We start from the raw sequence: 22,000 nt of genomic DNA, 5'->3' as shown, positions 1-22,000 counted from the left end.
AAAAAGGGACCATATGTTAGATTTAGTTAACTTTAAGATATATAAAGCTAATATTAAGATGTACATTTACCTTATAATGCTAGAATAATATCGGAAAAGATAAAATGGGCAAGCTGGAAAAATACACAAAAACTATGTACTCCGTAGCTGCCGTCCTGATCATGGCAGGAGTGGCACTGATGGCTTTCCTGGAGAACTATCAGGAAATGTCCATCGGCCTGATAAATGCAGGCTCAGTGATAATATTCGTGACCTTTATCAGAGCCAGGCGCTACAGGAGCGGACCGCTGAAGGATGAAAGAACTGTCAGGATCGGCTCTTACGGACTCTCCTACTCATGGTTCGTCACACTTGTCGTGGTTGCCGTACTGTTCTGGGTAAACTACTTTGGTATCCTGCAGCTGACAGTGGACCAGGTGCTTGGATTACTGATCCTTGTAATGGCAGTCACTGCAAAGGGTTTCCAGTGGTACCTGTTCAGGAAGGGTGATGTGGAGTAAGTGAGGTCGTTATGAAGACCAGGATCAAGGAACTCAGGGCAAGGTACGACATGACCCAGGAAGACCTTGCCAGCCGCGTGGGAGTCAGGAGGGAGACCATTGGATTCCTGGAAAAAGGTAAGTACAACCCCTCGCTTAAACTCGCATACAAGGTTGCAAGGTGCCTGCAGACCAGCATAGACGAGTTATTTATATTCGAGGAAGAAGACCTCGCATAAGAAAGCAGTACAGGACAGGAACACATGGAGACTAAAACAAAGGTCTGGCTGGCCTCGGAAGGGAAACCGGTCATCGGAGCAGGAAAAGTGGCCCTCCTGAAGGCAATCGATGAGGAGCGCTCCCTCAGGAAAGCCTGCGAGAGGCTGGATATTTCCTACAAACATGCGTGGAACGTGCTTAACACCATGAGCGAGAGGCTGGGGAAAGATGTGGTGACGACCGTGAGGGGAGGAAAGGACCAGGGAACCTTTCTCACAGAAGAAGGCCGTCAGCTTATCCGCGAATACGAGCACAACAGGGACTTCATCGAGGATACCATGAAGGACGAGGGCTCATGGGAGAACATAGGACTGAAGATATCCGCACGGAACAGGATACCGGGCAAAGTGACCATGGTGGAAAGTGAAGGCCTTATCTCAAAGATAACCCTTGAAATAGAGCCCTCGCTCCTGACGTCCATTATCACCAGCGAGGCCGTGGAAAGGCTTGATATCAGGCCAGGGGACGAGGTCTTCGCGATAGTCAAGTCCACCGAGGTTCTCCTGGGTAAAAAGGCAAGGTAGTAATAGTGTAAATTACTGCTTGCACTGTTTTTTGGAGATACCGCGAGCAATGAACGGGATCAGCGCCAGTGCAAACACCAGCTTCAATGGCTCAGGTAGTATCTCACTTGCACTGCCAACAACTGAACTCGCCTCTATCCCGAGCCTGAAATAGATCATGTCCAGCAGCAGGCCAAAGCCCAGCGAACAGAAGGCTATCATTCCGAGATAGAGAGCAGCGCTTCTTTTACCGAGGAACCTTGTCACCATGGTAAGCGTGGCGGCATTTGTTGCAGGCCCGGCAAGAAGGAAGACGAATGCTGTTCCCGGACTCATTCCCTTTGCTATGAGGGCTGCTGCCAGCGGTGTGGACGCAGTTGCACAGATATAGAGGGGAATACCCACCACAAGCATGAAAAGCATGGAAGTGACGCCGCCCCCCAGGTAAGAGCTCACAAGCTCATACGGGACTGCATAGGAGATCACGCCGGCAAGGACTATGCCCAACACAAGCCACCTGGAAATGTCTCCAAGGAGCTCGACAAAGGCATATCTTACGCCCTCCCTGAGCCGGCCCGCTCCCGGGGAGCCAGTATCCCTGGCAGCAGGAGCCTGGCATGAACAGGAAGAATCGCTGCATGCAGTCATCGGCTGGAGCATAAGTACGTTCTTTTTTCCGGAAGCCGTGTTCTCAGCGGCCTTGTTCCCGGCTGCCGGAAGCTTTTCAGGATTGAGGAAATTCTCCGCTATCCCTGCGGAAAGAGCTGTTACGAAAGCTGCCAGCGGGCGGAACACGGTCATTATGGGGTCAAGCAGGGCATAGGTTATCGCTACTGAGTCCACGCCTGTTTCAGGGGTCGATATCAGGAATGACAATGTGGCACCCTTTGTAGCACCTCTTTTCTGGAGTGACAGGGCAGTGGGCACCACACCACAGGAGCAGAGAGGGATTGGAATGCCAAGCAAGGATGCATGCAGTGCCGACCTGATCTTTCCTGCCGAACTGCCCAGATACTTCATGATCTGTTTCTCCGGGATGTACACGTGCAGAAGGCCAGCTATCACAAATCCCAGGAAGAGGTAAGGAGCCATCTCTACAAAGAGACGCCAGGATTCCATGGCGATTCCCGCCAGTATCGAAAACAGCGTATCCATTTTCACCACTCACACTCAGAAACGTGTTTCCGGCACACATCAATGAAGGTATGCACGTGCTCATCGGCAATATGGTAGACTGCGAACCTGCCTTCCTTTTTCACGCGCACTAGGTCAAGCTGGCGCAGGGTGCGCAGGCTGTGAGAGATGGCAGGCTGGGAAATGTCAAGCGCCCCCTCAAGCTCCTTGACACACAGGCCACCCCCGGAAAGCAGGAAAAGTATCTTCAGCCTGGTCTCTGACTGCAGTGCGCCGAAGATATTGCATATCCTGCAAAGCTCATCCTCCGAAGGAATGTTTTGCGAGAGAAGTGATATTGATTCTTGATCGGCACATACATGCCCTGGATCGTCTGTCATAAACATATGAACATATGTGCATATATTTATGGATATTGCATGAGGCCAGAGAGATCAGCCGATCAATCTTACTAACTCATATCATTAAAAGCATGACAGCGGCAAAGGATAACAATGACAATAGGTCCTTTTTCCGGAGCTGCGGTTCATGAAGGGAGCTGCGGTGATCACCCTGATAGCAGCGGCTTTCCATGGCAACGGCCACATCCTCTGCAGAGCCAAAGGCGGCCCTGACCATGGGAACAGATAAGGAATAGAGGGCCAGCGCAGGATTCTTCTTTGCATCCAGGCCGCGGGAGAGCTGTGAATCACGGAGCTTGCTAAAATTTTCGTGAAGAAGAGGCACGAAGTGGAGGGAAAGGAACATCATGGTCGCAAGGTCAAAGGAAGAGATGCCGAACTTCCTTGAAGGCAGGGGGCGAAGCATCCGTTCTATCCCCGCCGTCATCATGGAAGGACTTGTTGTGGCTGTGAGAAGTGAGGCGAACATAAGCAGTAGAATGAAACGCAGGACAAGCAGCGACCCTTTTACCAGTCCCTGGTAGGTGGCGTCCAGCCCCATCAGGGAGAACAGGGAATCACCTCCGGTAAGGAAGAGCTGAAGAATGAATATCAGGAACAGGAACACCAGCATGGGCCTGAGGGATCCAAGCACGATCCGGGGAGAAACGGAGGAGATCAGGAGTATTAGAGAGAATACCAGCGATATGGCGGCCATCTCCCTGAAAGTGGAGGACATGAAGATGCTGATGCTTGCCACCAGCATTGCAGTTATCTTCACCCTCGGGTCAAGCAGGTGAAGAAAGGAGTCGCCCGGAACATATCTGAACAGAAGGGCGCTCATTCCTCGGCTGCCCCCTTGACCCTCTTCGATCCCAGCACGCGGGATATTTCCCGGAAGGCCTCATCTGTGTCGAAGATATCGCACCTTACATCAAATCCCCTGGTGCGCAGTTCCTTCATGAGGCATGTGATCTCAGGAAGAGGAAGAGATTCATGCCCGGCATACTCTGCAGGAGTACCGCTGAACACGAGCCTTCCCCGATCAAGCCAGTATACACGGTCTGCAAGGGACAGCATGTCCGATACACGATGAGATACCACAATGATCGTCACGCCATCTGAATTGAGAAGCCTGAGCGCGGAAATGAGCAAGCCCTTATTCTCTGCATCCAGCCCTGATAGAGGTTCATCCAGCACCAGATAGTCCGGCCTGCATGCCAGGATGCCTGCCATGGCAACCAGCCTCTTCTGGCCTCCGCTCAGTCTTAAGGGCGATGTGGACAATATGTCCCGACCAAGGCCAAGAAGTTCCAGTGCGTAATGCACCTGCTTCTCAATCTCAGGACCCCGGAGACCGAAGTTTTTCGGACCGAAGGCCAGCTCCTCAAAAACGGTACGCCCGAAGAGCTGCTGCCGGGGAAACTGGAAAAGCATACCTACCCTGGACCTCACTTTCTTTTCAGAGGCTTGCATGCCATCTACGGTCACCTGTCCCGAGCAGGGCCTGAGCAGACCGTTGAAATGCCGTATGAGTGTGGATTTACCTGAGCCGATGGCACCACCTATGAGCACGAGCTCGTCCCTGCCGATGGAGAGACTGACATCCTCAAGGGCGGTCCTTTCCAGAGAAGTGCCGGGGTTGTAACGGAAAGTCACATCCCGGACCACTATGGACACAGATCCTCCAGCAGCTCATCCTTCGTAAGGGCAAGCCCTATATTAAATCCTGCGTCGGCAAGCATTTTTGAGAGCGCTGCCACAGGCGGCATCTCAACCCCATATCTTTCGATATCGTGCTTTCTGAAAACATCGCGGGGAGATGCGTCAGCCACAATCCTTCCTGAATCCATGATGATGAGGCGATCCGCATCCGCAGCCTCCCCGAGCCGGTGAGTGACATAAACAACAGCAGTGCCTTGCTCACGGATGCGCCTGATAGCATCAAGCACCTCCTGCCTTGAAAGATGATCGAGCATGGAAGTGATCTCATCCAACACGATACACTGGGGTTCCATTGCAAGTACCCCTGCAATAGCAAGCTTCTGTTTCTGGCCGCCACTGAGGGAACGGGGAGAATGGAACCTGAGTTCGCAGATCCCCATGGTTTCCATAGAGTGCTCCACAAGCTCTTTTATCCTTGAAGAAGGAAGGCCCAGGTTCTCCGGGCCAAAAGCGATGTCCTCCTCCACGGTCATGCCGACAAACTGCGAATCGGGATCCTGAAAGACCATACCCACGGCCTTGCGGATGGCAGGGTGGTGTTCCTTCTGCGCAGTGCACAGGCCGTTCACATGTACGGAGCCATCCGAGGGAAGGAGCAAAGCGTTCATGTGCCGGATGAGGGAGGATTTACCGCTACCGTTCCTCCCTGCAATTACAATGAACTCATCTTTACCAATCTGCAGGCTCACTGAGTCCAGTGCCGGGGTCCCGTCGGGATAAGTGTGACGCAGTTCGCGGATATCTATCATGCTCATCGTCCGGGCACAGTGTTGTTCATGGAACCTACTCAAGAGAATACTTTGCGGCGATCACAGAAGAGAATACAAGCTTAAGCAGATCCCCCGGAATGAACGGAGCAACACCCAGAAGGATAGCACTTTCCACTGATATGCGTGCAACGTAGACCATATAGGCAGCACCCAGCAGATAGATCACGAGTAATCCTGCCGACATGAACAATGCATTCCGGAGCACACCTGAAGTGCCCCACCTGTCGGAAAATGTACCTATGACAAACGCAGCAAAAACAAAGCCTGCCAGATATCCACCGGTAGGTCCAAACAGCACGCCAATACCCGATGAGCCTCCGGAGAACACGGGCAGTCCTATGATCCCAAGCAGCAGGTAGATCATCACACTCATGGATCCCCAGCGTGCACCAAGCATGGCACCTGCAAGGAATATGAACAGCACCTGCAGAGTTATGGGAACAGGACTTATGAGGACCGGTATCCGGATAAATGCCCCGACTGCTATCAGGGCGGTAAAAAGGGATGCCATCGCCATTTTTCGGACATCGCTCTCGTAATAGTTCTCGTAATGGTAATTTTCGTTCATGATTCTCCCGTCTTTACCTGAGCTGTAAGCCGATGATGACCTCAGTCCTGCAGGATACATTTCCAGCTAAGGGCTGAGGTTTACAATTGGAACAATGCCCGAGTGCAAAACTGAGAATACTGCACCATGTAAGCACCAATACCAGGCTGTACAAGCTATGTCAACCTTTTTCTGTAGATGGTTTACATGATATAAAAGACTTATCGTATACAACTGACTGCAGGGTTTACAATCACAGGGAAACTGCTCCAGCCACCACTATTGCCAGTATCATCATGCTGGTATAGGAAACAATAGGAGCGGATATAAGACAGAAAAGAGAATAATGCCGGGAACTCCGGCACTACAAAGTAAATCCAAGCAACTTTACATGTCCATGTCAGGCTGGGGCATTCCCGGGGGCATTGCGCCGCCCTTGCCGCTTGCTGCAACGACGTCATCGATCCTGAGGATCATTACGGTTGCCTCTGTGGCGGAATTGATAGCCTGTGTCTTGATCCTGAGAGGCTCAAGGACGTCCATGTCGTACATGTTCACGACCTTACCGGTGTAAACGTTAAGACCTGCGTTCTTGTTGCCCTGCTCGTGCTGGGAGCGAAGCTCGATAAGCATGTCAATGGCATCCAGACCTGCATTCTCTGCAAGCGTCTGCGGGATTATCTCGAACGCTTCAGCGAACTTGCTTACTGCGAGCTGTTCCCTGCCCTTGAGGGTTGCAGCATATTCCCTGAGCCTGAGTGCAAGCTCTATTTCCGGCGAGCCGCCGCCTGCAACGATCTTCTTGTCTTCCAGTGCAACGCCTACCACACAAAGTGCGTCATTGAGCGCACGCTTGAGTGCATCCACGATATGTGTTGTACCGCCGTGGAGGACAAGTGAGACTGTCTTCTCTTCCCTGCATCCGGTAAGAACGGTCATCTTGGCACCGCCGATATCCCTCTCTTCCACCATTTCGGCAGATCCGAGGTCGCCTGGCCTGATATCGGTGACATCCTGGAACAGGGTTGCTCCGGTTGCCTTTGCCAGCTTCTGGAGGTCGCTCTTCTTGATTCTCCTGCATGCGTATATGCCTGCCTTCTCCAGGTAGTACTGTGCAAGATCGTCAATCGCCTTCTGGGAGAACACTACATTGGCTCCACTTGCGATGATCCTGTCCACCATTTCCTTGACCATCCTTTCTTCCTGCTCAACGAAAAGCTGCATCTGGTCAGGTGAGGTGATCTTGATCTCAGCATCCTTCTCGATCTTATGGAACTCTATGCCGAAGCTTGCCAGCAGGATCTTAGCGTTCTGGATCTTCTTTGGCATGTTGGGCCTGACGCGCTCTTTGTCAATAACAAGGCCGGGGATCATCTCAGTATCAAGAATGCTTCCGCCTTCTTTCTTTTCAATGGTGATGTCACCCACATCCACCTTTATGCCATCATCGGTCTCCTCCGCTACGGAAAGAACGGCATCGAGCACGATATCTGCAAGGAACTCCTTGTACTCGCCTGCGCCTTTCCCTGTAAGGGCGGTCCTGGCAAGTTTCTTCAGAGTTTCCCTGTCATCCTTAGAAACGTCAATTGTAATTGTGTCGAGGATCTCAGCACATTTTTTTGCGGCGTGCCTGTATCCTGAAGCTATGATCGTGGGGTGGACACCTTTCTCCAGGAGCTCTTCTGCCTTTGCGAGAAGCTCTCCGGTGAGTACAGCTGCCGTGGTAGTACCGTCGCCGACCTCATCATCCTGCGTCTTCGAGACCTCGACCACCATCTTGGCTGCCGGGTGCTCGATATCCATTTCCCTGAGAATGGTCGCACCATCGTTGGTAATTACAATATCACCGAGGGAGTCCACAAGCATCTTGTCCATACCCTTGGGGCCAAGTGTGGTTCTTACTGCCTTTGCCACGGCTTTACCTGCAAGGATATTAATGCTCTGTGCATCTCTTCCGCGTGAAGATCTCCTGCCACCGCTTCCTAAAACGTACCTGGGCTGTCCTGCCAAATTATAACCTCCTTATAACCATGAGTCATTCTATCAATATGGAAAGTTAGCATTAGTTGCCATCGAGTATACGGGATACTCATACTGCTCAATCTAAATGCAAGCAGTTCTATATAAATTTAACCGCCTGTAATGTACGGAATAAAATAAGAGGAGGAAGATAAATAGGGCTCAGCCCCGGTTATATAGTTTGTCAAGATGTGCATCTATCAGGCAGTAAACATGCTGCCTGTAACGTGCAGGTGCAGGAATATTGAAAAAGGACATACCAGGGTTAGGAGCATTAAAAAGGGAGTTGCCTCCTGCGGTCCAGCCCACATTGGTGACCACACCCACCCTTTCCATCTCATCCACCATGGATTTGACCTTCCCGAAATCCTCGATCGTACCTCCCCAGTCACTCTCATTGAAATTCGGGGACCTGCCCCCGGCATTGAGTTCCAGTTGCTGCAGCGCGAAGCTATACGTCCTGAACCACTGCAGATCATCCTCACTCAGGTCAATGATACCCCTAAGTGCATCCTGTTTCAGGCTTTTCATCATCAAGGGAATGTCATAGGCCCTAAAGGAGTTATTTTTTGACTTCTCAAGAAAGATTTCCGGCTTACCCATAATAATACCCCGCTAATGGAATAATTGTTCCGATTAAAAGATAGGATACAATAAGATAAGTATTTTGTCCGGGAGTACAAAAGGACCTGCATAAGCTAACATGGAAGACAATGGGCAGCGGGAGCTATCAGCAGTTGAAGAGACCTGCCTCTGCATGCACACAGCAAGTAAAGGGCTCCTGCTAAGACTCACCAGGATCAGATACCTAACAGACCACAAGACTCCTTATGCAGGCGTTCTTGATAAACTGGATCATATCATCCCTGAGGAGGAACTCCTGATCCGAAAGGTCATCTGTATCCAGGTATCTGTGAAATACTTCCTTGAACTCATTGAATGTAGCTTCATCTTTTTTGTTCATGTAATACTCCCTATGAACAATCCTGAATATATTATTGTAAAAATATATATAAATAATTATCTATTATAATGCCTCTGCTGCAAGAAAGTTAGTATCCGACGTCCCATGATAGCGACAGTATTCTAAATGGTGCCAAGCCCTGCAAGAGCAATGCTCACCAGTACAAGCACATACAACATCAAAAATACCAGCACTATCGCTGGTTTAGTAGACAGATGCCCAGTCATCCAGACCACCATTACAGTTAGACCTAATAAAAAGAGACAAGGATAGATCAATAAAAACTGCAGGGTCAATAACCCTGCCTTATCTGAATTCACCCGTAGTGATACTATACTCAAAGTTATCAGTGTTTACAGGAAGTATACTGAGTGTCCACTCACCTGCAGCACCTGAAACCTCATACACCTCTGTATAGACCGTGCTTGTGTTCTGGTAACCGAGAGAACCGGAGGATGCCAGCGGCCTGACGTTGCCAGAACCGTAGACAACCTGACCCCTGGTAGTGCTCCCTACGAGCTGCATACCCACCTGCTGGCTTCCCTGCTTCATTGAGACCTGGAAGGATGGAGAGAGGCTTCCCGATGTGGTGCTGCCATACATCCCATAGTCATAGATGCTGGTAGTGATCTCAATTCTCATGGTACCGTCGGTAGTGGTGGTAAACTCCTTCACGAACGGTTCAGAGGGTTTCTCCCATACTGTGAAGTAGAGCTGCACCTGGCCTTCCCAGTCGCGCAGTGCAGAATCGTCGATGCCAAGGTCCAGTGTTCCGCTGAAGGACCCTGTTGCGTCTTCCGGCACGTCAAGGTGAACTTTGACTGTTACCGTTTCACCTGCTTTAATGATTGAAGGGGCGCTTATGGTGACTGAGCTCTCATCCATTACTACGTTAGAAGCGCCTGCATCATACCTGATGGAAGATACGGCTTCAGCATAGTAGACAGTGTTCATGAGCACTTCGGGGTCCATTGCTATATCCTGCTTGCCCACATTTGTGATCTTTACCTCATAGTCATAACCTTTCCCGGCCTCAACACGGTCATTGATATAAGTTGTACCTATCTGCACACTTGGAGGTGTCCAGACATCTATGGACATTTCCATGGAACCGCCATAGACCGGGTATTTAGTATAGTTCTGCTCATCGAACTTTCCGAATACCATGGATGCGTAGTAGTACCCGATATCCGCGTCCTTCGGTATGCTGACCTTTACCACGAACTGCTGTTTTGCGTCCGGTGCCAGCTCAAAGGACTGTGGGGTGACAGTCACCCATTCTTCCTTGAGGTAGTTCTGGGTATAAGGCTGGATGACCAGCGTGGGATTAATGGAAGCTGTTTCTTCTCCCCTGTTGGTTACAGTGACCTTTACTTCCCTGTTCTCACCGGGCTGGAGCCTGATGTTGGAATAGCTTGGCTTTACAACTAGTTTGCTCATTTCCCCGTAAGGATAGATCACTGCATCTTCTGCGATCGCAGGCGTGGAAGACACACCATATCCAGACGATGATGAAACCATCTTTACCTCCGTAGTCAGCGGCCTTATCAAGAGAGCAACATCATCTGCCATTGCCCCCGACGCGAAAAGAGAGCTGACAAACAGCAGCCCCACCATATAAATTAGAGATTTTTTCATGTATCGCACCTCTTGTGTTCTCAACATAATGGTAGGCATTACACTTATTAAATAATTGTGTAAACTTCAGTGCAGTTCGCAGTTATAAATGGCAGGGAGTGACGATATGAGAAATATCAGATAGGACCTGATATCGATAGAATTTGATACGAACCAGACAGGAGCATTCAGGTTGCAACAATACAGGCAAATGAGAATGGCCTGACAGTACGCGGACCTTTTGCATAGTTTAGTATTTATATATTAAACTTATAGGTTAGCCCATGCAGGAAAAAAGATACCCCAGGGGCCATTTCATGGCAGTGGGAATGGCTATCGGCATCCCTCTTGGCCTTCCTATAGGCCTCCTGATAGACATGATCGTCATCGGGCCATTGATTGGAGTTGCCATCGGAGCAGGGATAGGGGCATATATGGAGAAAAAGTATAACCCGAACCCCTTACCGATCTCAGTTGAAGATGACAGGCAAAGAAAGAAAATCATCCTGGCGCTTGCTGGATTCTTCCTGCTGGGCCTCCTTGCCCTGATCGCTTTGCTGATGATGATATGAGATAGCAGGCACGGGCCCGCCCTGGCCCGTGAGGCAGGACAAAATGGATCCTGCGCCATCCGTGCTACAGCTCATGCTGCAACAAGTATCCTGTTGCCTAATATGGCATTCTTGCAGAACCACATAAAAGAATAAAAGTGCGTGCGCAGTGCGCGCATCCGGATATGGAGAAAAGCTCACTCAGGAATTGTATAGCCATCAGTGAGCGTTTCCATGAAGGCTACGAGGGCTGAAACCTCTGTCTCGTTCAGGCCAAGGTCCCCGAGCTCGTCCACATTGACATTCTCAGCGACCTCAGGCTCAGGCCAGTTCGCAGTGGCGTTATCCCTCGTATTATAGAAGTCCACGACTTCCGTGAGAGTATTGAACGCTCCGTTATGCATATATGGAGAAGTGGCAGCGATGTTCCTGAGAGTTGGCACCTTCATCTTGCCGGCCTCCAGTTCCCATCCCGGAGTGCCGACAGATTTCAGGAATCCCCCAAGGCCGTAATCGATGTATCCGGCTCCGTCGGGATTGAACTTCCTGGGGAGATCGTAGAAGGGACTGTCCACGTTCTTAGGAGTGCCCAGGTTGTCATAGGTATAATCCGTGAACAGGGCCTGATCCGCATAGGGTCCGGGTTGGCTTGGATGGCACTGCGAACACATTGCCTTGCCATTGAAGAGGTCCAGGCCCAGCATTTCTTCCTCTGTGAGCTCGACTTCCTCTGCCACATAGAGATCATACTTCGAGGAGAACTGGTTGAGCTCGGAAGTGCGTTCGTATGCAGCGATGGCCTCGGCGACCTTATCGTAGGCCAGCTCCACATTGCCGTCCGAAAGGTCTTTCAGGCTTACCCCAGTCACCTGCTCGAAGAAGCCTGCATAGGCGGAATTCTTGATCTTGACGATCACAGTTCTCTTGTTGGGATTGTTCATCTCCAGGGGATTCAGGAAGGGACCCTTTGCCTGCTCGGCCAGGTCGTTTGCGCGCCCGTCCCAGAACTGGCCTCCCACGTAAAGAGTTTCATCATCTTCGGTAACGGTGCCAAAGTCAGGGCTGTAGGCTGCATAAGCCGCCGTGGGACTGTTCCTGTTACCAAAGCGGTTCGGAAGCACACCCTGGGAGACCGGCAGCCCATTAGAACCGGCAAAGCCCACTGACGGGTGATGGCAGCTTGCGCACGACTGACCGGCAGGTGTTGACAGGTTCTCATCGAAATACAACAACTTTCCAAGCTCCTCCTCATCCGAGAGAGCAGCGCATGTTCCGACCGTTGCCAGCAAGGCAACTGCAATTAGAACTAAAAGTATCTTACCCATAATGTACCCCCGCAATCAGAATCAGGTCAGAACAACGAGTACCGCTCAGAGGCGAGATCAGGTGAGAAGCCCACCTATATCTTTTTTTGCTGGCAAGGCCCCACCCACACAGACCTCATTCCAATGCTTAAATGCTAGAAGTTGAGCCTGGAAAGATATATACTTACCTCAGTTCGGTTTATGAGAACCCATAGAGGATAATTTAGAACCTAAACACTTATTTGCTCAACAGAAGGCCAGGAAGATTATCTCGCGTGCCTTATCGATCAGTTCCCTGACCTCATGTTCCTGCGGTTCCTCTTCCTGGCGGGTGCATTCATCCCTCAGAAATGCAAAATGGTCTATCGGTCCGAGGATTTCAGGATCGAGTCCATACAGCCCATCAGATGAAAGAAGCTTCCGGGCCATCGTAGCCATCTTGTCATCCGGCTCCAGTCCGATGCCGCTTACCTCGCACAGTGTCCTCAGGTATCTTTCAAGAGCAAAACCGGCCATGATACCGGCAGCGCGGAGCAGGCCCTGCCGATACAGGCTTTCAGCCTCGTCAAGTGCCGAACTCACCAGCTCTGCGGTGATCATTTTCCTGTAGCTGTCCTTAGCTGAGGCTATGAGGGGTTCTATTGTGTAGAGCATGTTGACCTGGGTATCGAAAGAAGAGAGAAAACCGTCTTTCAGATGCTTCTTCTCGTTGGAGTTGGTGGCAGGGTCCTTCAGGTTGATAAGGCTCAGTATCTTTTCATGCAGCCCTGTGAAGCCCTCATACTTCGCATCCCTCCCCCTGCCCAAATGTTCAAGAGCAAGCCTCCTGCAAAGTTCATACCAGACCCCGTACTTTACCAAGAGAGCGCGCTGCAGCGGCTCATTTGCGGAATTGATGACACACACTTTATATTGAGAATTCTGCAATCCCGTAGAACCATCATCAGCATGCCTCATCCGTTTCTGGATCGTACCTTCCAGCAGGTCCATGTACATTTCTTCTATCGCTTCGGCTTCCGTGATGCAGGTGGCGATGTCGGGGGCGGTCATGTAGAGTAGAATGTGGGGACTGTATTTAAGTGAGATGAATCAGGACAAATGCCGTACAGGATATATAGTTGAGAGGACAAAAATAATAGATCAGGCACATTTGAACTTGGGGAGGAAACATTATGGGAGAGATAATTGTCTCGTCTTTTATAACGCTTGACGGCGTTGTGCAGGCTCCGGGCGGGCCGGAGGAAGATACTTCAGGCGGTTTCAGGTATGGCGGCTGGACCTTTCCTTACTTTGACGACTTTCTTGGCGGGGTAATGACCGAGCAGATGAGCAGGCCGTTTGACCTCCTGCTTGGCAGGAGAACATATGAGATATTTGCCGGCTACTGGCCGGACCACAATGAAGAGGGAGAAGCACTCAATAAAGCAAGGAAGTATGTAGCCTCTCATTCCCCTCTGCAGACGGAGTGGAGTAATTCGGTCCTGTTGAAAGGCAATGTCGTAGAGGAAATAAAAAAGCTTAAGGCGCAGGAAGGCCCGCAGCTGCAGGTTCTTGGCAGCGGCAACCTCGTTCAGACGCTGTTGAAGCACGACCTCGTTGACGAGTTATGGCTCATGATATTTCCCATCACGCTCGGAACAGGCAAGCGCCTGTTTGCCGAAGGCACTATTCCCGCTGCCTTTACTCTGCAAGATTTGAAAAAGTCGCCGAGGGGCGTGATAGTAGCTTATTACAGGCGTGGTGGGGGAGTGGAAACGGGGTCGTTTTGAGGTAAAGGAGTATAGGGGATTACAAGATACATGCATACAGGCTATGTGGAAAACTAAATTACTATTATTTACATATAATTTAAAAAGTACTACTCCCTGAGGGTTTCTACATATTTTTCTATTACTGGCATATTACAGAAGGTCTTATGGATTACTTTCACTATGCTTGCATTAAATAGATAATATTTCACATTACTTTCTAAAGTGGTGAGAAGAATGTCTGTTTATGGAAATACTTACGCAGCTACTCAAAATGCAACTAAAAGAAAATCAGCTAAAATCCCAATAGGTTATCCTAGTAACTGGCAATTTTTAAGAAAAGAAGCTTTTAGAAGAGAGAATGGTCATTGCCGATACTGTTTGGAAGGAGGAATAGAACTTCACACTCATCACATGATTCATCGCAGTGAAGGTGGAAGTGATGATTTGAGTAATTTGTCATGCATTTGTATTAAATGTCATTCCATTTTGCACCCTCGAAATACAAAGTTAGAGAATGCATTCAAACAAAGGATAGAAGATAAATTTGAATTGTTTTCAAAATTCGGACTTTTATCAGATGGTAATCTATATCTAAAATCAACATCATCTGACTTTGAAGGTGACGAAGGTTTCCATCTTTATGAGGATAACAATGATATTAGATTATGAGCCCGTGTAAAAACTGTAAATACCATTTCCTCCGCTGGTATATGGGAATATGAATTAAATTCAGAGACCTCTATGAGGAACAATAGAATTTTATTAAGGTATATTTGTCACCACAACTTATTGTCGGGAGAAGAGAGCTGATGACCGTAAGTTCATCAGTGGGATTCTCTTTGTCCTAATAACTGGTTGCAGAAGGGCAGATATGCCACCCGAGTTTGACTGTCAAACTTGGGGTACTAACTTGAATATTTCTTTATCTCTCATACAGCTGACCTTTAGAAATAATTTAAAGGAAATCTGCAAAAGTAGTTTTGATAGTTTTCTTCTTTTTTACTTCATCATTCATTTGCTTCTCGAGCAAAGAGTTTTTTTCGCTCTCGCTGGCTTCAGATATTTTGTTAAATGTTTCCCATTCCTGTACACTTTGAAGAAAAAGCTTTGAGTTGAATTTATGTTTTACTCTTTCTAGTTCAATTTTGATTGAGCTAATATCATTATCAGCATCAAATGCAATTCCTCTTTTTCCCTCGATTAACTGTGCATTACCAGCTATATTTGGATTATTTTTTAATATTTCAGGATGCTTCAATACATAAAGAGCTCTTTTCTGTTTTTCAGAGAAATTTACCGTATGCATTGTGCCACCTTTTATATTAGTTTCAATCACGAAAACTCCTAATGACAATCCACTCTGAATTCTATCGCGGGCAACGAAGTAACTTTGATTAATCTTTGTACCATATGGATACTCTGAAATAAGCGCACCGTTTTTGTTAAGAATTGACTCCGCAAGTTCTCTATTACTGGCGGGATAGATTGTGTCTAATCCGTGAGCTAAAACTGCAATTGTTGTTCCATCAACATCCAAAGCGCCTCTATGAGCTGCTGTATCTATACCTGCAGCCAAGCCACTAATAACCGCATACCCTTCAGATGCGTATGATGAACTTATTTTCCGTGCTTGAGCTTTGCTGAACTCTATTGGCTTTCGAGTCCCTATAATTGCGATGCAGTCCTTTTTCAAGGCATTGATATTACCTTTTACATGTAATAACGCAGGTGAATCAGGTATTTGTGCCAATAGCTCTGGATACTCATCTTCACCTCTTGTAATAATATGAATATTATGTTCTTTTGAAATCTCCCATATATAGTGAGCTTTCTTCCAGGCAATTTGAGCGGCTTGAATATCGGGTACTATTATCTTTCCAAAACTTGCCTTTGCTGTTTTAAGAATATCTATCAATTCTTCTGGGGTGGCGGATTCATCGATATTTGGTAAAGAAAGTACTTTCTCAATTGTTTTTGTACCTATACCAGGCATTTTTTGTAATGCTAACAACGGTATTGGTTTCATGTTGTCTCCCTATATTATCAAGAGGTAATATGAGTATGCCCTAATGCAATTGATGCAACAGATTTAGCACCTGCCTCCAATAGTTTACTTCTTCCGGCCACTAAGGAAGTACCAGTTGTTGCTACATCATCTAAAAGCAGTATGTTTCTACCTTTTATTTTATTTTTATTTATAACATCCAAGGATTCTCTCTCTAATCTCAAGTCCCGAACTCCACTTTGATGTTTTGAGGGTATCGTTTTACTTCTGACCAATATATCAGTTCCGTCAATTATAGGCTCTTTGCATAATCTTTTCGCGATGTCTCTTATGCCCGAGGGTTTTAGTCCTGCTTCATGGCTGGGTATAACGCATATAACGAACTCTTCCTTATCTGAAAGAATAACAATAAGTAACTTTACGAAAAATTCAACTGCAGCCTTTTTCTGATTCTTAACAGCTAAAATCAACGAGCTAAATTCGGACTTTACTCCTCTATTTTTTGGATAATAAAATCCAAAACATACATTCGATTTTAGCGCTAAGGCAAAGTACTCCTCTCGAGAAAATTTTTTAATAAGCTCCGTAGCTAACTTATGTTCTTGAGGGTTTATGAATATTTTCTTTAAAATAAATTCATGCTCTTCAGGACTGCAAAACATCCCACATATATTTTTTGAATCCGCTATAACATTATCTGATAAGGTATAAACAGCACTATGAGATTTTTTATTTGGGTTGTGTTTACAAAAACGACAAAAGGGATTATTGTTTGGCCAACATGTAACAAAATTATTAAGCTCGCAGAAATATGTGTTACCAAACATCTGACTTTCCTTTAGTCTTAGAAAACTACAGACTTCCATTATTTCACCAATAATATTTTTTGCAAATACTCATTTCAAGTAGAAAGTTATAAATTTCATTTAGTGTTTTAGGCTACTGTATACTATAAAAAGATGTTAGTAATAGTTGTATTCTCTAAATAGCGAATTTTAAAATCTTTCAGCTCAAGTTTGACTGTCAAAGTTAGATTAAAAAAGACTGTCGGAAAAGTCCCCAAACAAGATAATTTCTCCCGGTGAGCAGAGTCAAATAGCAATAGACAATTAAGAAATCAATATTAATGGCCACTATGAATATAACTGAAATTGGTATATTCTTATCTATTGTTGCTATAATTAGTTTTAATCTTCATACGAGCCAACTTTTTCGACAGTCTCGTATTAATATAATTTAATTATATTATTATATATAGGCTGTTTTGAAAACTAACTTCATCGATCTTTAATGGCTATAGCGTCACAAAACAATAAAGGTGCCCAGAACATTATTTCCTTGAAGAAAGAGTGGACATCATCAACCCAACCCAAAAAAAGGATAAAAATTTACGTCCCGACCGAGGATCGAACTCGGGTCTAAGGCTCCGCAGGCCTCAAGGATATCCGCTACCCTACCGGGACACTTGGTTCGTGTTCTAATGTCCTGCTTGGATATAAAGATTATCGCCTGAAAGGATATTGAACTTGCGGGACAGGGGAAAAGCATTGATAAAAGTTAAATCCTGCAACAGTGATTAGTTAAGCATGTCAATGACCATAGGACTTGCAGGCAAACCCAATGCGGGGAAATCCACATTCTTCAAGGCCGCCACAATGGCGGATGTGGAGATAGCGAATTATCCGTTCACCACCATCAATGCCAACCGCGGGGTTACCTATGTGCGCACCGAGTGTCCCTGCGTGGCGCGGCCAAAGCGCTGCGGGCACTGCGTTGACGGCATCCGCTACGTGCCTGTGGAGCTCATTGACGTCGCAGGGCTCGTGCCGGATGCCCATCTCGGCAGGGGGCTTGGCAACACCTTCCTGGACGAGCTGCGGCAGGCGCAGGCCATCATTCATGTCATTGACGCCTCGGGGGGTACCGACATCGAGGGCAACCCCATAGACGTGGGCAGCCACAATCCGATGGATGACATCGATTTCCTCAACCGCGAGATAACCATGTGGATGTTCGGCATCCTCAAACGCAACTGGGACCGGCTGGCACGCAAGATACAGGCCGAAGGGCTCAAGATCGAGAAAGTCCTCTCCGAACAGCTTGCCGGCGCGGGGGTTGACGAGTACCATGTAATATGCTCACTTTCCGAATGCAGGCTCGACCACAACCATGTCAAATGGAGCGACGACGACCTCGTCAGGCTATGTGATGCCGTGCGCATCCTCAGCAAGCCAATGATGATAGCAGCCAACAAGGCGGACATCGCCCCTGCGGAGTTTGTGAGCAACCTGAAGTCACTGGACCAGATAGTGGTGCCCACCAGCGCAGCCGCCGAGGTTGTGCTCAGATCAGCATCAAAGGGAGGAGCCATCAGGTATAACTCAGGGGATGACGACTTCACGATCATCAAGCCGGACCTCACGCCCGCCCAGAAAAAAGGCCTGGAGAGCGTACATGCCCTGCTCATGAAGACTGGCGGTACAGGCATCCAGGAATGCATCAACAAGGCGGTTTTCGAACTGCTCAACCTCATAGTCGTGTACCCGGTGGAGGATGAAGGCAAATGGTCCGACAAGAACGACAGGATGCTCCCTGACGCGTTCCTCATGAAGAAAGGCTCAACAGCCCATGATCTCGCCTACAAGATACACACCGATATAGGAAGCCACTTCCTTTATGCAGTGGATGCAAAGACGAAAATGCGCCTGGGCGAGAAGCACGAGCTCAACAACGGTGACGTTGTGAAGATAGTATCCACCGCAAAGTGACCACTCACCCACAAAATGAACAGCAGACAACACATTTTCAGGGATAGTCCATGAGCGTTATCACATCTATGTACGAGAGTTACCTGCTGGGGCAGATAGAAAGAACATCTGCAAGAGTGCCCAAGCATGTATCCCTCGTGCTTTCCGAGACAGACCTGCTATATTCAAACGGCCTCGGGAAGATGAAGGACTACATATCATGGTGCAGGCAGCTGGATATCAGCATTACAAGCATCTACGTAGATGTACTGGACACCGAGGAGCTGCTCAGGACGGAAATGATAGGAAAGCTCGCACACAAGCTCTCGGACCTACTCTCAAAGATGCCACCTGAAGTGGGCTATGAGATCTACACCGCTGACGGCGAACTCAGTGCCGGCAGGAAGGGTAAGGAACTGCTGGTGTACATCTCGGTAGGGTTCGGAGGGCGAAAAGAGGTCACTAAAGCTGTGTTATCTGTTCTCTCAGAAGTAGAGGAGGGGAAGATATCGCCTTCAGATATCACGGAGGCGACCATCGAATCCCGGCTGAAGGTAAAGCACGAGCCGGACATCTTCATCCGCTCGGGAGGCAAGCACCTGTCGGATTTCCTTATCTGGCAGTCCGTATACTCTGAGCTCTATTTTACGGATGTGAACTGGCGCAACATGAGGAAACTGGACATCCTCAGGATAATACGGGATTTCCAGAAGCGGCAGAGAAGGTTTGGAAAATAGCTGTGCAGGCACCTAAGCCTCGGGAAGGGGAAGAGCATATATCTTCCTGCTCATAACGATCGCATTGTCATCCATATAATATCCTTCGACAGTCCTGCTTACCTTAAAGCCGTTGCTTGAATAGAATGCCTGTGAGCCGGTGTTCTTTTCCCTGACCTCAAGCACCATCTCACGATAGCCGTAAAGCCTTACGAGGTCTATACACCACTCAATCAGCTCCGTCCCAATACCCTGCCTGCGGAAGTCAGGGTGCACTGCAATGTTCTGGAGATGGGCCTTCCCTCTGAAGTCACCAACCATGGCATAGCCGAGGACAAGGCCTTCCTCCTCATACGCCACAAAGCCCGGATTATTAAGATGGGCCTTGAACAAAAAATCAGGCCATGGCACGGGGAAACACAGGTTCTCCACCTGCACCATCTGAGGTATGTCAGCCAGTATAGCCCTGCGTATCATGTTCTCATCCCGGACGTTCAATCATTTATGCAACTAGTATTTATAGTTAATACTTCCTGGATAACTAAGGAGTTTTAAGGAGCTGACATGCCGGCATTCGGAGTGATAGTCTGTCCCAGGTGCAGGGAACACGCCCAGATACTTGAACTTGGAGGAGCGAAGAAGACCAGGTGCCAGAAATGCGGAGCATCCCTTGATATCCGCAAACTGCGCCTTCTCCATACATCTGACAGCCTGGAAGAGGCAGTATCTGCAAGAACGGTCCTGCAGGCCAGAGTGCACAATCTGGAAGAGCAGATGAAGGGCGAGCTTGCGGTCATATCCGGGATCGAGGATAACAGGGCATCCCTTGTATCGGATGAGCCTGAGATCGACCCCGCAGGTTTTAAGGACAAAAGGCAGCCATCCAAAAGGAACCCGAGGCAGATAATTCTTAAGCTGCTCAGCTCGAACGGGGGACAACTGGAGACAGGGATGCTGGAAGCCCTTGCACTGGAGCATGGGATCAATGAACAGCAGCTGGAGACAATCCTTGAGAAGATGAAAAGCTCCGGAGAGATATACGAACCCTCCTCAGGCAGGCTCTGTCTTGCGGACGAGGTTTTACGGAAATAATTGCCGGCATATTAAGGAGCTTATTAAATTACTTCTATACAAAAGATATATTTGAAATGAAGCCTTATATGTAATGTCTGAACGATTACAAAAACCTGCAAACCCTTAGTTTGACTTCATGCTATCAGGTAAGAATATGTCCGATACAACGTTTGATATCATTGAGCTGCTGCTCACTGCACAAGTATATAACAAGTACCCGCAACTGGATGTGAACGACCTTCCCAAGAACATCCGTAAGTACTACTGGAACAGGGAGCAGAGAACTGTACCCAAACCCATCAGAATGAAAACACTGGACATTGAAAAGATGTTCGAGATCAGCAAGATAAACGGTATGCTGAACTCGCTGCCCTTTGTCAGCATAGATGAAGTGGATTTCTCGGTCAAGATTACAGCCCTTGAAGTGGGCGCGGACTGGTTCCAGAAGAGGGAAGGAGCAATGGACAGGATCTCCCAGAACCCCACGCTGGCCTACTACTATGAGAAGAAGCATGTGAGTGGTGCGGACTACGGCACCGCCAGGACAAAGGTCAGGCCCAAGGAAGTAGACAGGGAGTGGATAGAATCCCTCATGCAGGAGATAGAAAAAGAGGATGGAGGCGCAGATATGCTCAAGCTCGCCCATATCAGTGCCCCCGAGGACATCCGGCAGACATTGAAAGACTTTATCCTCACCCCTGCCCAGGAAGATGATGTCCGTAAGATCGTCAAGGCCATCCAGTATAGGGAATACCTGAAGCGTATCGGCCTCTATGACGTTGGAAAGATCCTGATGGTAGGGCCGCCCGGGACCGGAAAGACATCACTTGCAAAGGCAATGTCAGAGCACCTTGCCATCCCCTTTGTGGAAGTGCGCCTGTCCATGATCACTGACCAGTACCTGGGTGAGACAGCCAAGAACATCGACAGGGTCTTCGCGCTTGCAAAAAGACTGAGCCCCTGCATACTTTTCATTGATGAGTTCGACTTTATCGCAAAGACCCGCTCCTCGGATGAGCACGCGGCCCTGAAGAGAGCGGTCAACACCCTCCTCAAGGCCATCGACGGCATCAGCCTCACCAATGACGGCGTGCTCCTGCTGGCCGCCACCAACCATCCCAAGATGCTTGATACAGCTGCATGGAGGCGTTTTGACGACATCATGCAGTTCCCGCTTCCGGACACCGACATGCGCAAGAAGATACTTGATATCGTCACAAAGGAGATCCAGGGAGATTTCGACACGCAGGAGATCGCATCCCTTACACATGGCTACAGTGGTTCAGACCTGCGTATGGTCATCAGGGAATGTGTGCTCAGTGCACTTGTGACCGAGCGCATGGAGCTGAACCAGAAGGACCTGCTCAGTGCCATTGCAAAGTTTGACGAGCGGGCCATGCTCAAGACCAATGAGTACGATGCTACGACCTAAGTG

Annotated in this window: 25 protein-coding genes and 1 tRNA gene; 11 read left to right on the top strand and 15 right to left on the bottom strand. The window is 48.4% G+C overall.

Annotated features, from left to right (window positions below):
- Window positions 1-104 precede the first annotated feature (104 nt).
- Genes PV02_RS05080 through PV02_RS05070 form a run of 3 tightly spaced genes read left to right on the top strand, consistent with a single transcriptional unit; the run spans window position 105 to window position 1,282 of the window.
- Window positions 105-500 (top strand): hypothetical protein, encoded by a 396-nt coding sequence (locus tag PV02_RS05080; RefSeq protein WP_256622306.1) that lies wholly within the window; start codon window positions 105-107, stop codon window positions 498-500.
- Window positions 501-511: 11 nt separating this feature from the next.
- Window positions 512-718 (top strand): helix-turn-helix transcriptional regulator, encoded by a 207-nt coding sequence (locus PV02_RS05075; RefSeq protein WP_256622305.1) that lies wholly within the window; start codon window positions 512-514, stop codon window positions 716-718.
- Window positions 719-742: 24 nt separating this feature from the next.
- Window positions 743-1,282 carry a TOBE domain-containing protein gene (locus PV02_RS05070; protein ID WP_256622304.1) on the top strand — a complete coding sequence of 180 codons (540 nt, stop codon included), beginning with the start codon at window positions 743-745 and terminating at the stop codon, window positions 1,280-1,282.
- A gap of 12 nt (window positions 1,283-1,294) precedes the next feature.
- Here the strand turns inward: PV02_RS05070 and PV02_RS05065 are convergent, their stop codons facing one another.
- The 8 genes from PV02_RS05065 to PV02_RS05030 form a co-directional block, all read right to left on the bottom strand.
- Entirely contained in the window at window positions 1,295-2,416 is a 1,122-nt protein-coding gene (locus PV02_RS05065; RefSeq protein ID WP_256622303.1) for an SO_0444 family Cu/Zn efflux transporter, read from the bottom strand.
- Window positions 2,417-2,418: 2 nt separating this feature from the next.
- Window positions 2,419-2,775, bottom strand: a complete 357-nt coding sequence (locus PV02_RS05060; protein ID WP_256622302.1) for an ArsR/SmtB family transcription factor — start codon at window positions 2,773-2,775, stop codon at window positions 2,419-2,421.
- Window positions 2,776-2,851: 76 nt separating this feature from the next.
- Window positions 2,852-3,619 (bottom strand): energy-coupling factor transporter transmembrane component T family protein, encoded by a 768-nt coding sequence (locus tag PV02_RS05055; RefSeq protein WP_256622301.1) that lies wholly within the window; start codon window positions 3,617-3,619, stop codon window positions 2,852-2,854.
- On the bottom strand, window positions 3,616-4,455 hold the full coding sequence (locus PV02_RS05050; protein ID WP_256622300.1) for an ATP-binding cassette domain-containing protein: 840 nt from the start codon (window positions 4,453-4,455) through the stop codon (window positions 3,616-3,618). Before PV02_RS05050 ends, PV02_RS05055 begins: the two co-directional genes overlap by 4 nt.
- A complete protein-coding gene (locus PV02_RS05045) occupies window positions 4,446-5,255 on the bottom strand; it encodes an ATP-binding cassette domain-containing protein (RefSeq protein ID WP_256622299.1) in 810 nt (269 codons plus the stop codon). The genes PV02_RS05050 and PV02_RS05045 overlap by 10 nt, the downstream gene beginning before the upstream one ends.
- A gap of 28 nt (window positions 5,256-5,283) precedes the next feature.
- A complete protein-coding gene (locus PV02_RS05040; RefSeq protein WP_256622298.1) occupies window positions 5,284-5,838 on the bottom strand; it encodes a biotin transporter BioY in 555 nt (184 codons plus the stop codon).
- A gap of 366 nt (window positions 5,839-6,204) precedes the next feature.
- Window positions 6,205-7,827 carry a thermosome subunit alpha gene (gene thsA, locus PV02_RS05035; RefSeq protein WP_256622297.1) on the bottom strand — a complete coding sequence of 541 codons (1,623 nt, stop codon included), beginning with the start codon at window positions 7,825-7,827 and terminating at the stop codon, window positions 6,205-6,207.
- Window positions 7,828-7,998: 171 nt separating this feature from the next.
- Window positions 7,999-8,439 carry a hypothetical protein gene (locus PV02_RS05030; protein ID WP_256622296.1) on the bottom strand — a complete coding sequence of 147 codons (441 nt, stop codon included), beginning with the start codon at window positions 8,437-8,439 and terminating at the stop codon, window positions 7,999-8,001.
- A gap of 100 nt (window positions 8,440-8,539) precedes the next feature.
- Here PV02_RS05030 and PV02_RS05025 point away from each other — a divergent pair, with 100 nt between their 5' ends.
- Window positions 8,540-8,869 carry a hypothetical protein gene (locus PV02_RS05025; RefSeq protein ID WP_256622295.1) on the top strand — a complete coding sequence of 110 codons (330 nt, stop codon included), beginning with the start codon at window positions 8,540-8,542 and terminating at the stop codon, window positions 8,867-8,869.
- A 237-nt stretch (window positions 8,870-9,106) separates the two neighbouring features.
- Here PV02_RS05025 and PV02_RS05020 read toward each other — a convergent pair whose 3' ends face one another.
- Window positions 9,107-10,438, bottom strand: a complete 1,332-nt coding sequence (locus tag PV02_RS05020; RefSeq protein ID WP_256622294.1) for a COG1470 family protein — start codon at window positions 10,436-10,438, stop codon at window positions 9,107-9,109.
- 263 nt (window positions 10,439-10,701) lie between these two features.
- Between PV02_RS05020 and PV02_RS05015 the strand changes: the two genes are divergently transcribed.
- A complete protein-coding gene (locus PV02_RS05015) occupies window positions 10,702-10,989 on the top strand; it encodes a DUF1269 domain-containing protein (protein WP_256622293.1) in 288 nt (95 codons plus the stop codon).
- 176 nt (window positions 10,990-11,165) lie between these two features.
- Here PV02_RS05015 and PV02_RS05010 read toward each other — a convergent pair whose 3' ends face one another.
- Complete coding sequence (locus tag PV02_RS05010) at window positions 11,166-12,293, bottom strand: cytochrome-c peroxidase (protein ID WP_256622292.1); 1,128 nt, start codon at window positions 12,291-12,293, stop codon at window positions 11,166-11,168.
- 225 nt (window positions 12,294-12,518) lie between these two features.
- Entirely contained in the window at window positions 12,519-13,322 is an 804-nt protein-coding gene (locus PV02_RS05005) for a hypothetical protein (protein ID WP_256622291.1), read from the bottom strand.
- A gap of 122 nt (window positions 13,323-13,444) precedes the next feature.
- On the opposite strand from PV02_RS05005, the gene PV02_RS05000 reads away from it, so the two are divergent.
- A complete protein-coding gene (locus PV02_RS05000; protein ID WP_256622290.1) occupies window positions 13,445-14,041 on the top strand; it encodes a dihydrofolate reductase family protein in 597 nt (198 codons plus the stop codon).
- A gap of 216 nt (window positions 14,042-14,257) precedes the next feature.
- Complete coding sequence (locus PV02_RS04995) at window positions 14,258-14,692, top strand: HNH endonuclease (RefSeq protein WP_256622289.1); 435 nt, start codon at window positions 14,258-14,260, stop codon at window positions 14,690-14,692.
- A 286-nt stretch (window positions 14,693-14,978) separates the two neighbouring features.
- On the opposite strand, the gene dprA is transcribed toward PV02_RS04995, so the two are convergent.
- The 3 genes from dprA to PV02_RS04980 form a co-directional block, all read right to left on the bottom strand.
- A complete protein-coding gene (gene dprA / locus PV02_RS04990) occupies window positions 14,979-16,049 on the bottom strand; it encodes a DNA-processing protein DprA (RefSeq protein ID WP_256622288.1) in 1,071 nt (356 codons plus the stop codon).
- A gap of 17 nt (window positions 16,050-16,066) precedes the next feature.
- Window positions 16,067-16,855, bottom strand: coding sequence for a ComF family protein (locus PV02_RS04985; protein ID WP_256622287.1), 789 nt, complete (start codon window positions 16,853-16,855; stop codon window positions 16,067-16,069).
- Between the two features lie 564 nt (window positions 16,856-17,419).
- Window positions 17,420-17,491, bottom strand: a tRNA-Arg gene (locus tag PV02_RS04980).
- Window positions 17,492-17,614: 123 nt separating this feature from the next.
- Here PV02_RS04980 and PV02_RS04975 point away from each other — a divergent pair.
- Complete coding sequence (locus PV02_RS04975) at window positions 17,615-18,796, top strand: redox-regulated ATPase YchF (RefSeq protein WP_256622286.1); 1,182 nt, start codon at window positions 17,615-17,617, stop codon at window positions 18,794-18,796.
- A gap of 50 nt (window positions 18,797-18,846) precedes the next feature.
- Complete coding sequence (locus PV02_RS04970) at window positions 18,847-19,512, top strand: undecaprenyl diphosphate synthase family protein (RefSeq protein WP_256622285.1); 666 nt, start codon at window positions 18,847-18,849, stop codon at window positions 19,510-19,512.
- Window positions 19,513-19,524: 12 nt separating this feature from the next.
- Here PV02_RS04970 and rimI read toward each other — a convergent pair whose 3' ends face one another.
- Window positions 19,525-19,989 (bottom strand): ribosomal protein S18-alanine N-acetyltransferase, encoded by a 465-nt coding sequence (gene rimI, locus PV02_RS04965; RefSeq protein WP_256622284.1) that lies wholly within the window; start codon window positions 19,987-19,989, stop codon window positions 19,525-19,527.
- Window positions 19,990-20,055: 66 nt separating this feature from the next.
- Here rimI and PV02_RS04960 point away from each other — a divergent pair, with 66 nt between their 5' ends.
- Together PV02_RS04960 and PV02_RS04955 are read left to right on the top strand one after the other, a co-directional pair.
- A complete protein-coding gene (locus PV02_RS04960; protein ID WP_256622283.1) occupies window positions 20,056-20,583 on the top strand; it encodes a DUF5817 domain-containing protein in 528 nt (175 codons plus the stop codon).
- Between the two features lie 136 nt (window positions 20,584-20,719).
- Window positions 20,720-21,997 carry an ATP-binding protein gene (locus tag PV02_RS04955; protein ID WP_256622282.1) on the top strand — a complete coding sequence of 426 codons (1,278 nt, stop codon included), beginning with the start codon at window positions 20,720-20,722 and terminating at the stop codon, window positions 21,995-21,997.
- The last annotated feature ends 3 nt before the right edge of the window (window positions 21,998-22,000 follow it).

The sequence above is a fragment of the Methanolobus chelungpuianus genome, assembly GCF_024500045.1.
Taxonomy (GTDB): domain Archaea; phylum Halobacteriota; class Methanosarcinia; order Methanosarcinales; family Methanosarcinaceae; genus Methanolobus; species Methanolobus chelungpuianus.
The sequence above is the reverse complement of the archived record's forward strand: the minus strand, read 5'-3'. Positions and strand labels throughout refer to the sequence as shown.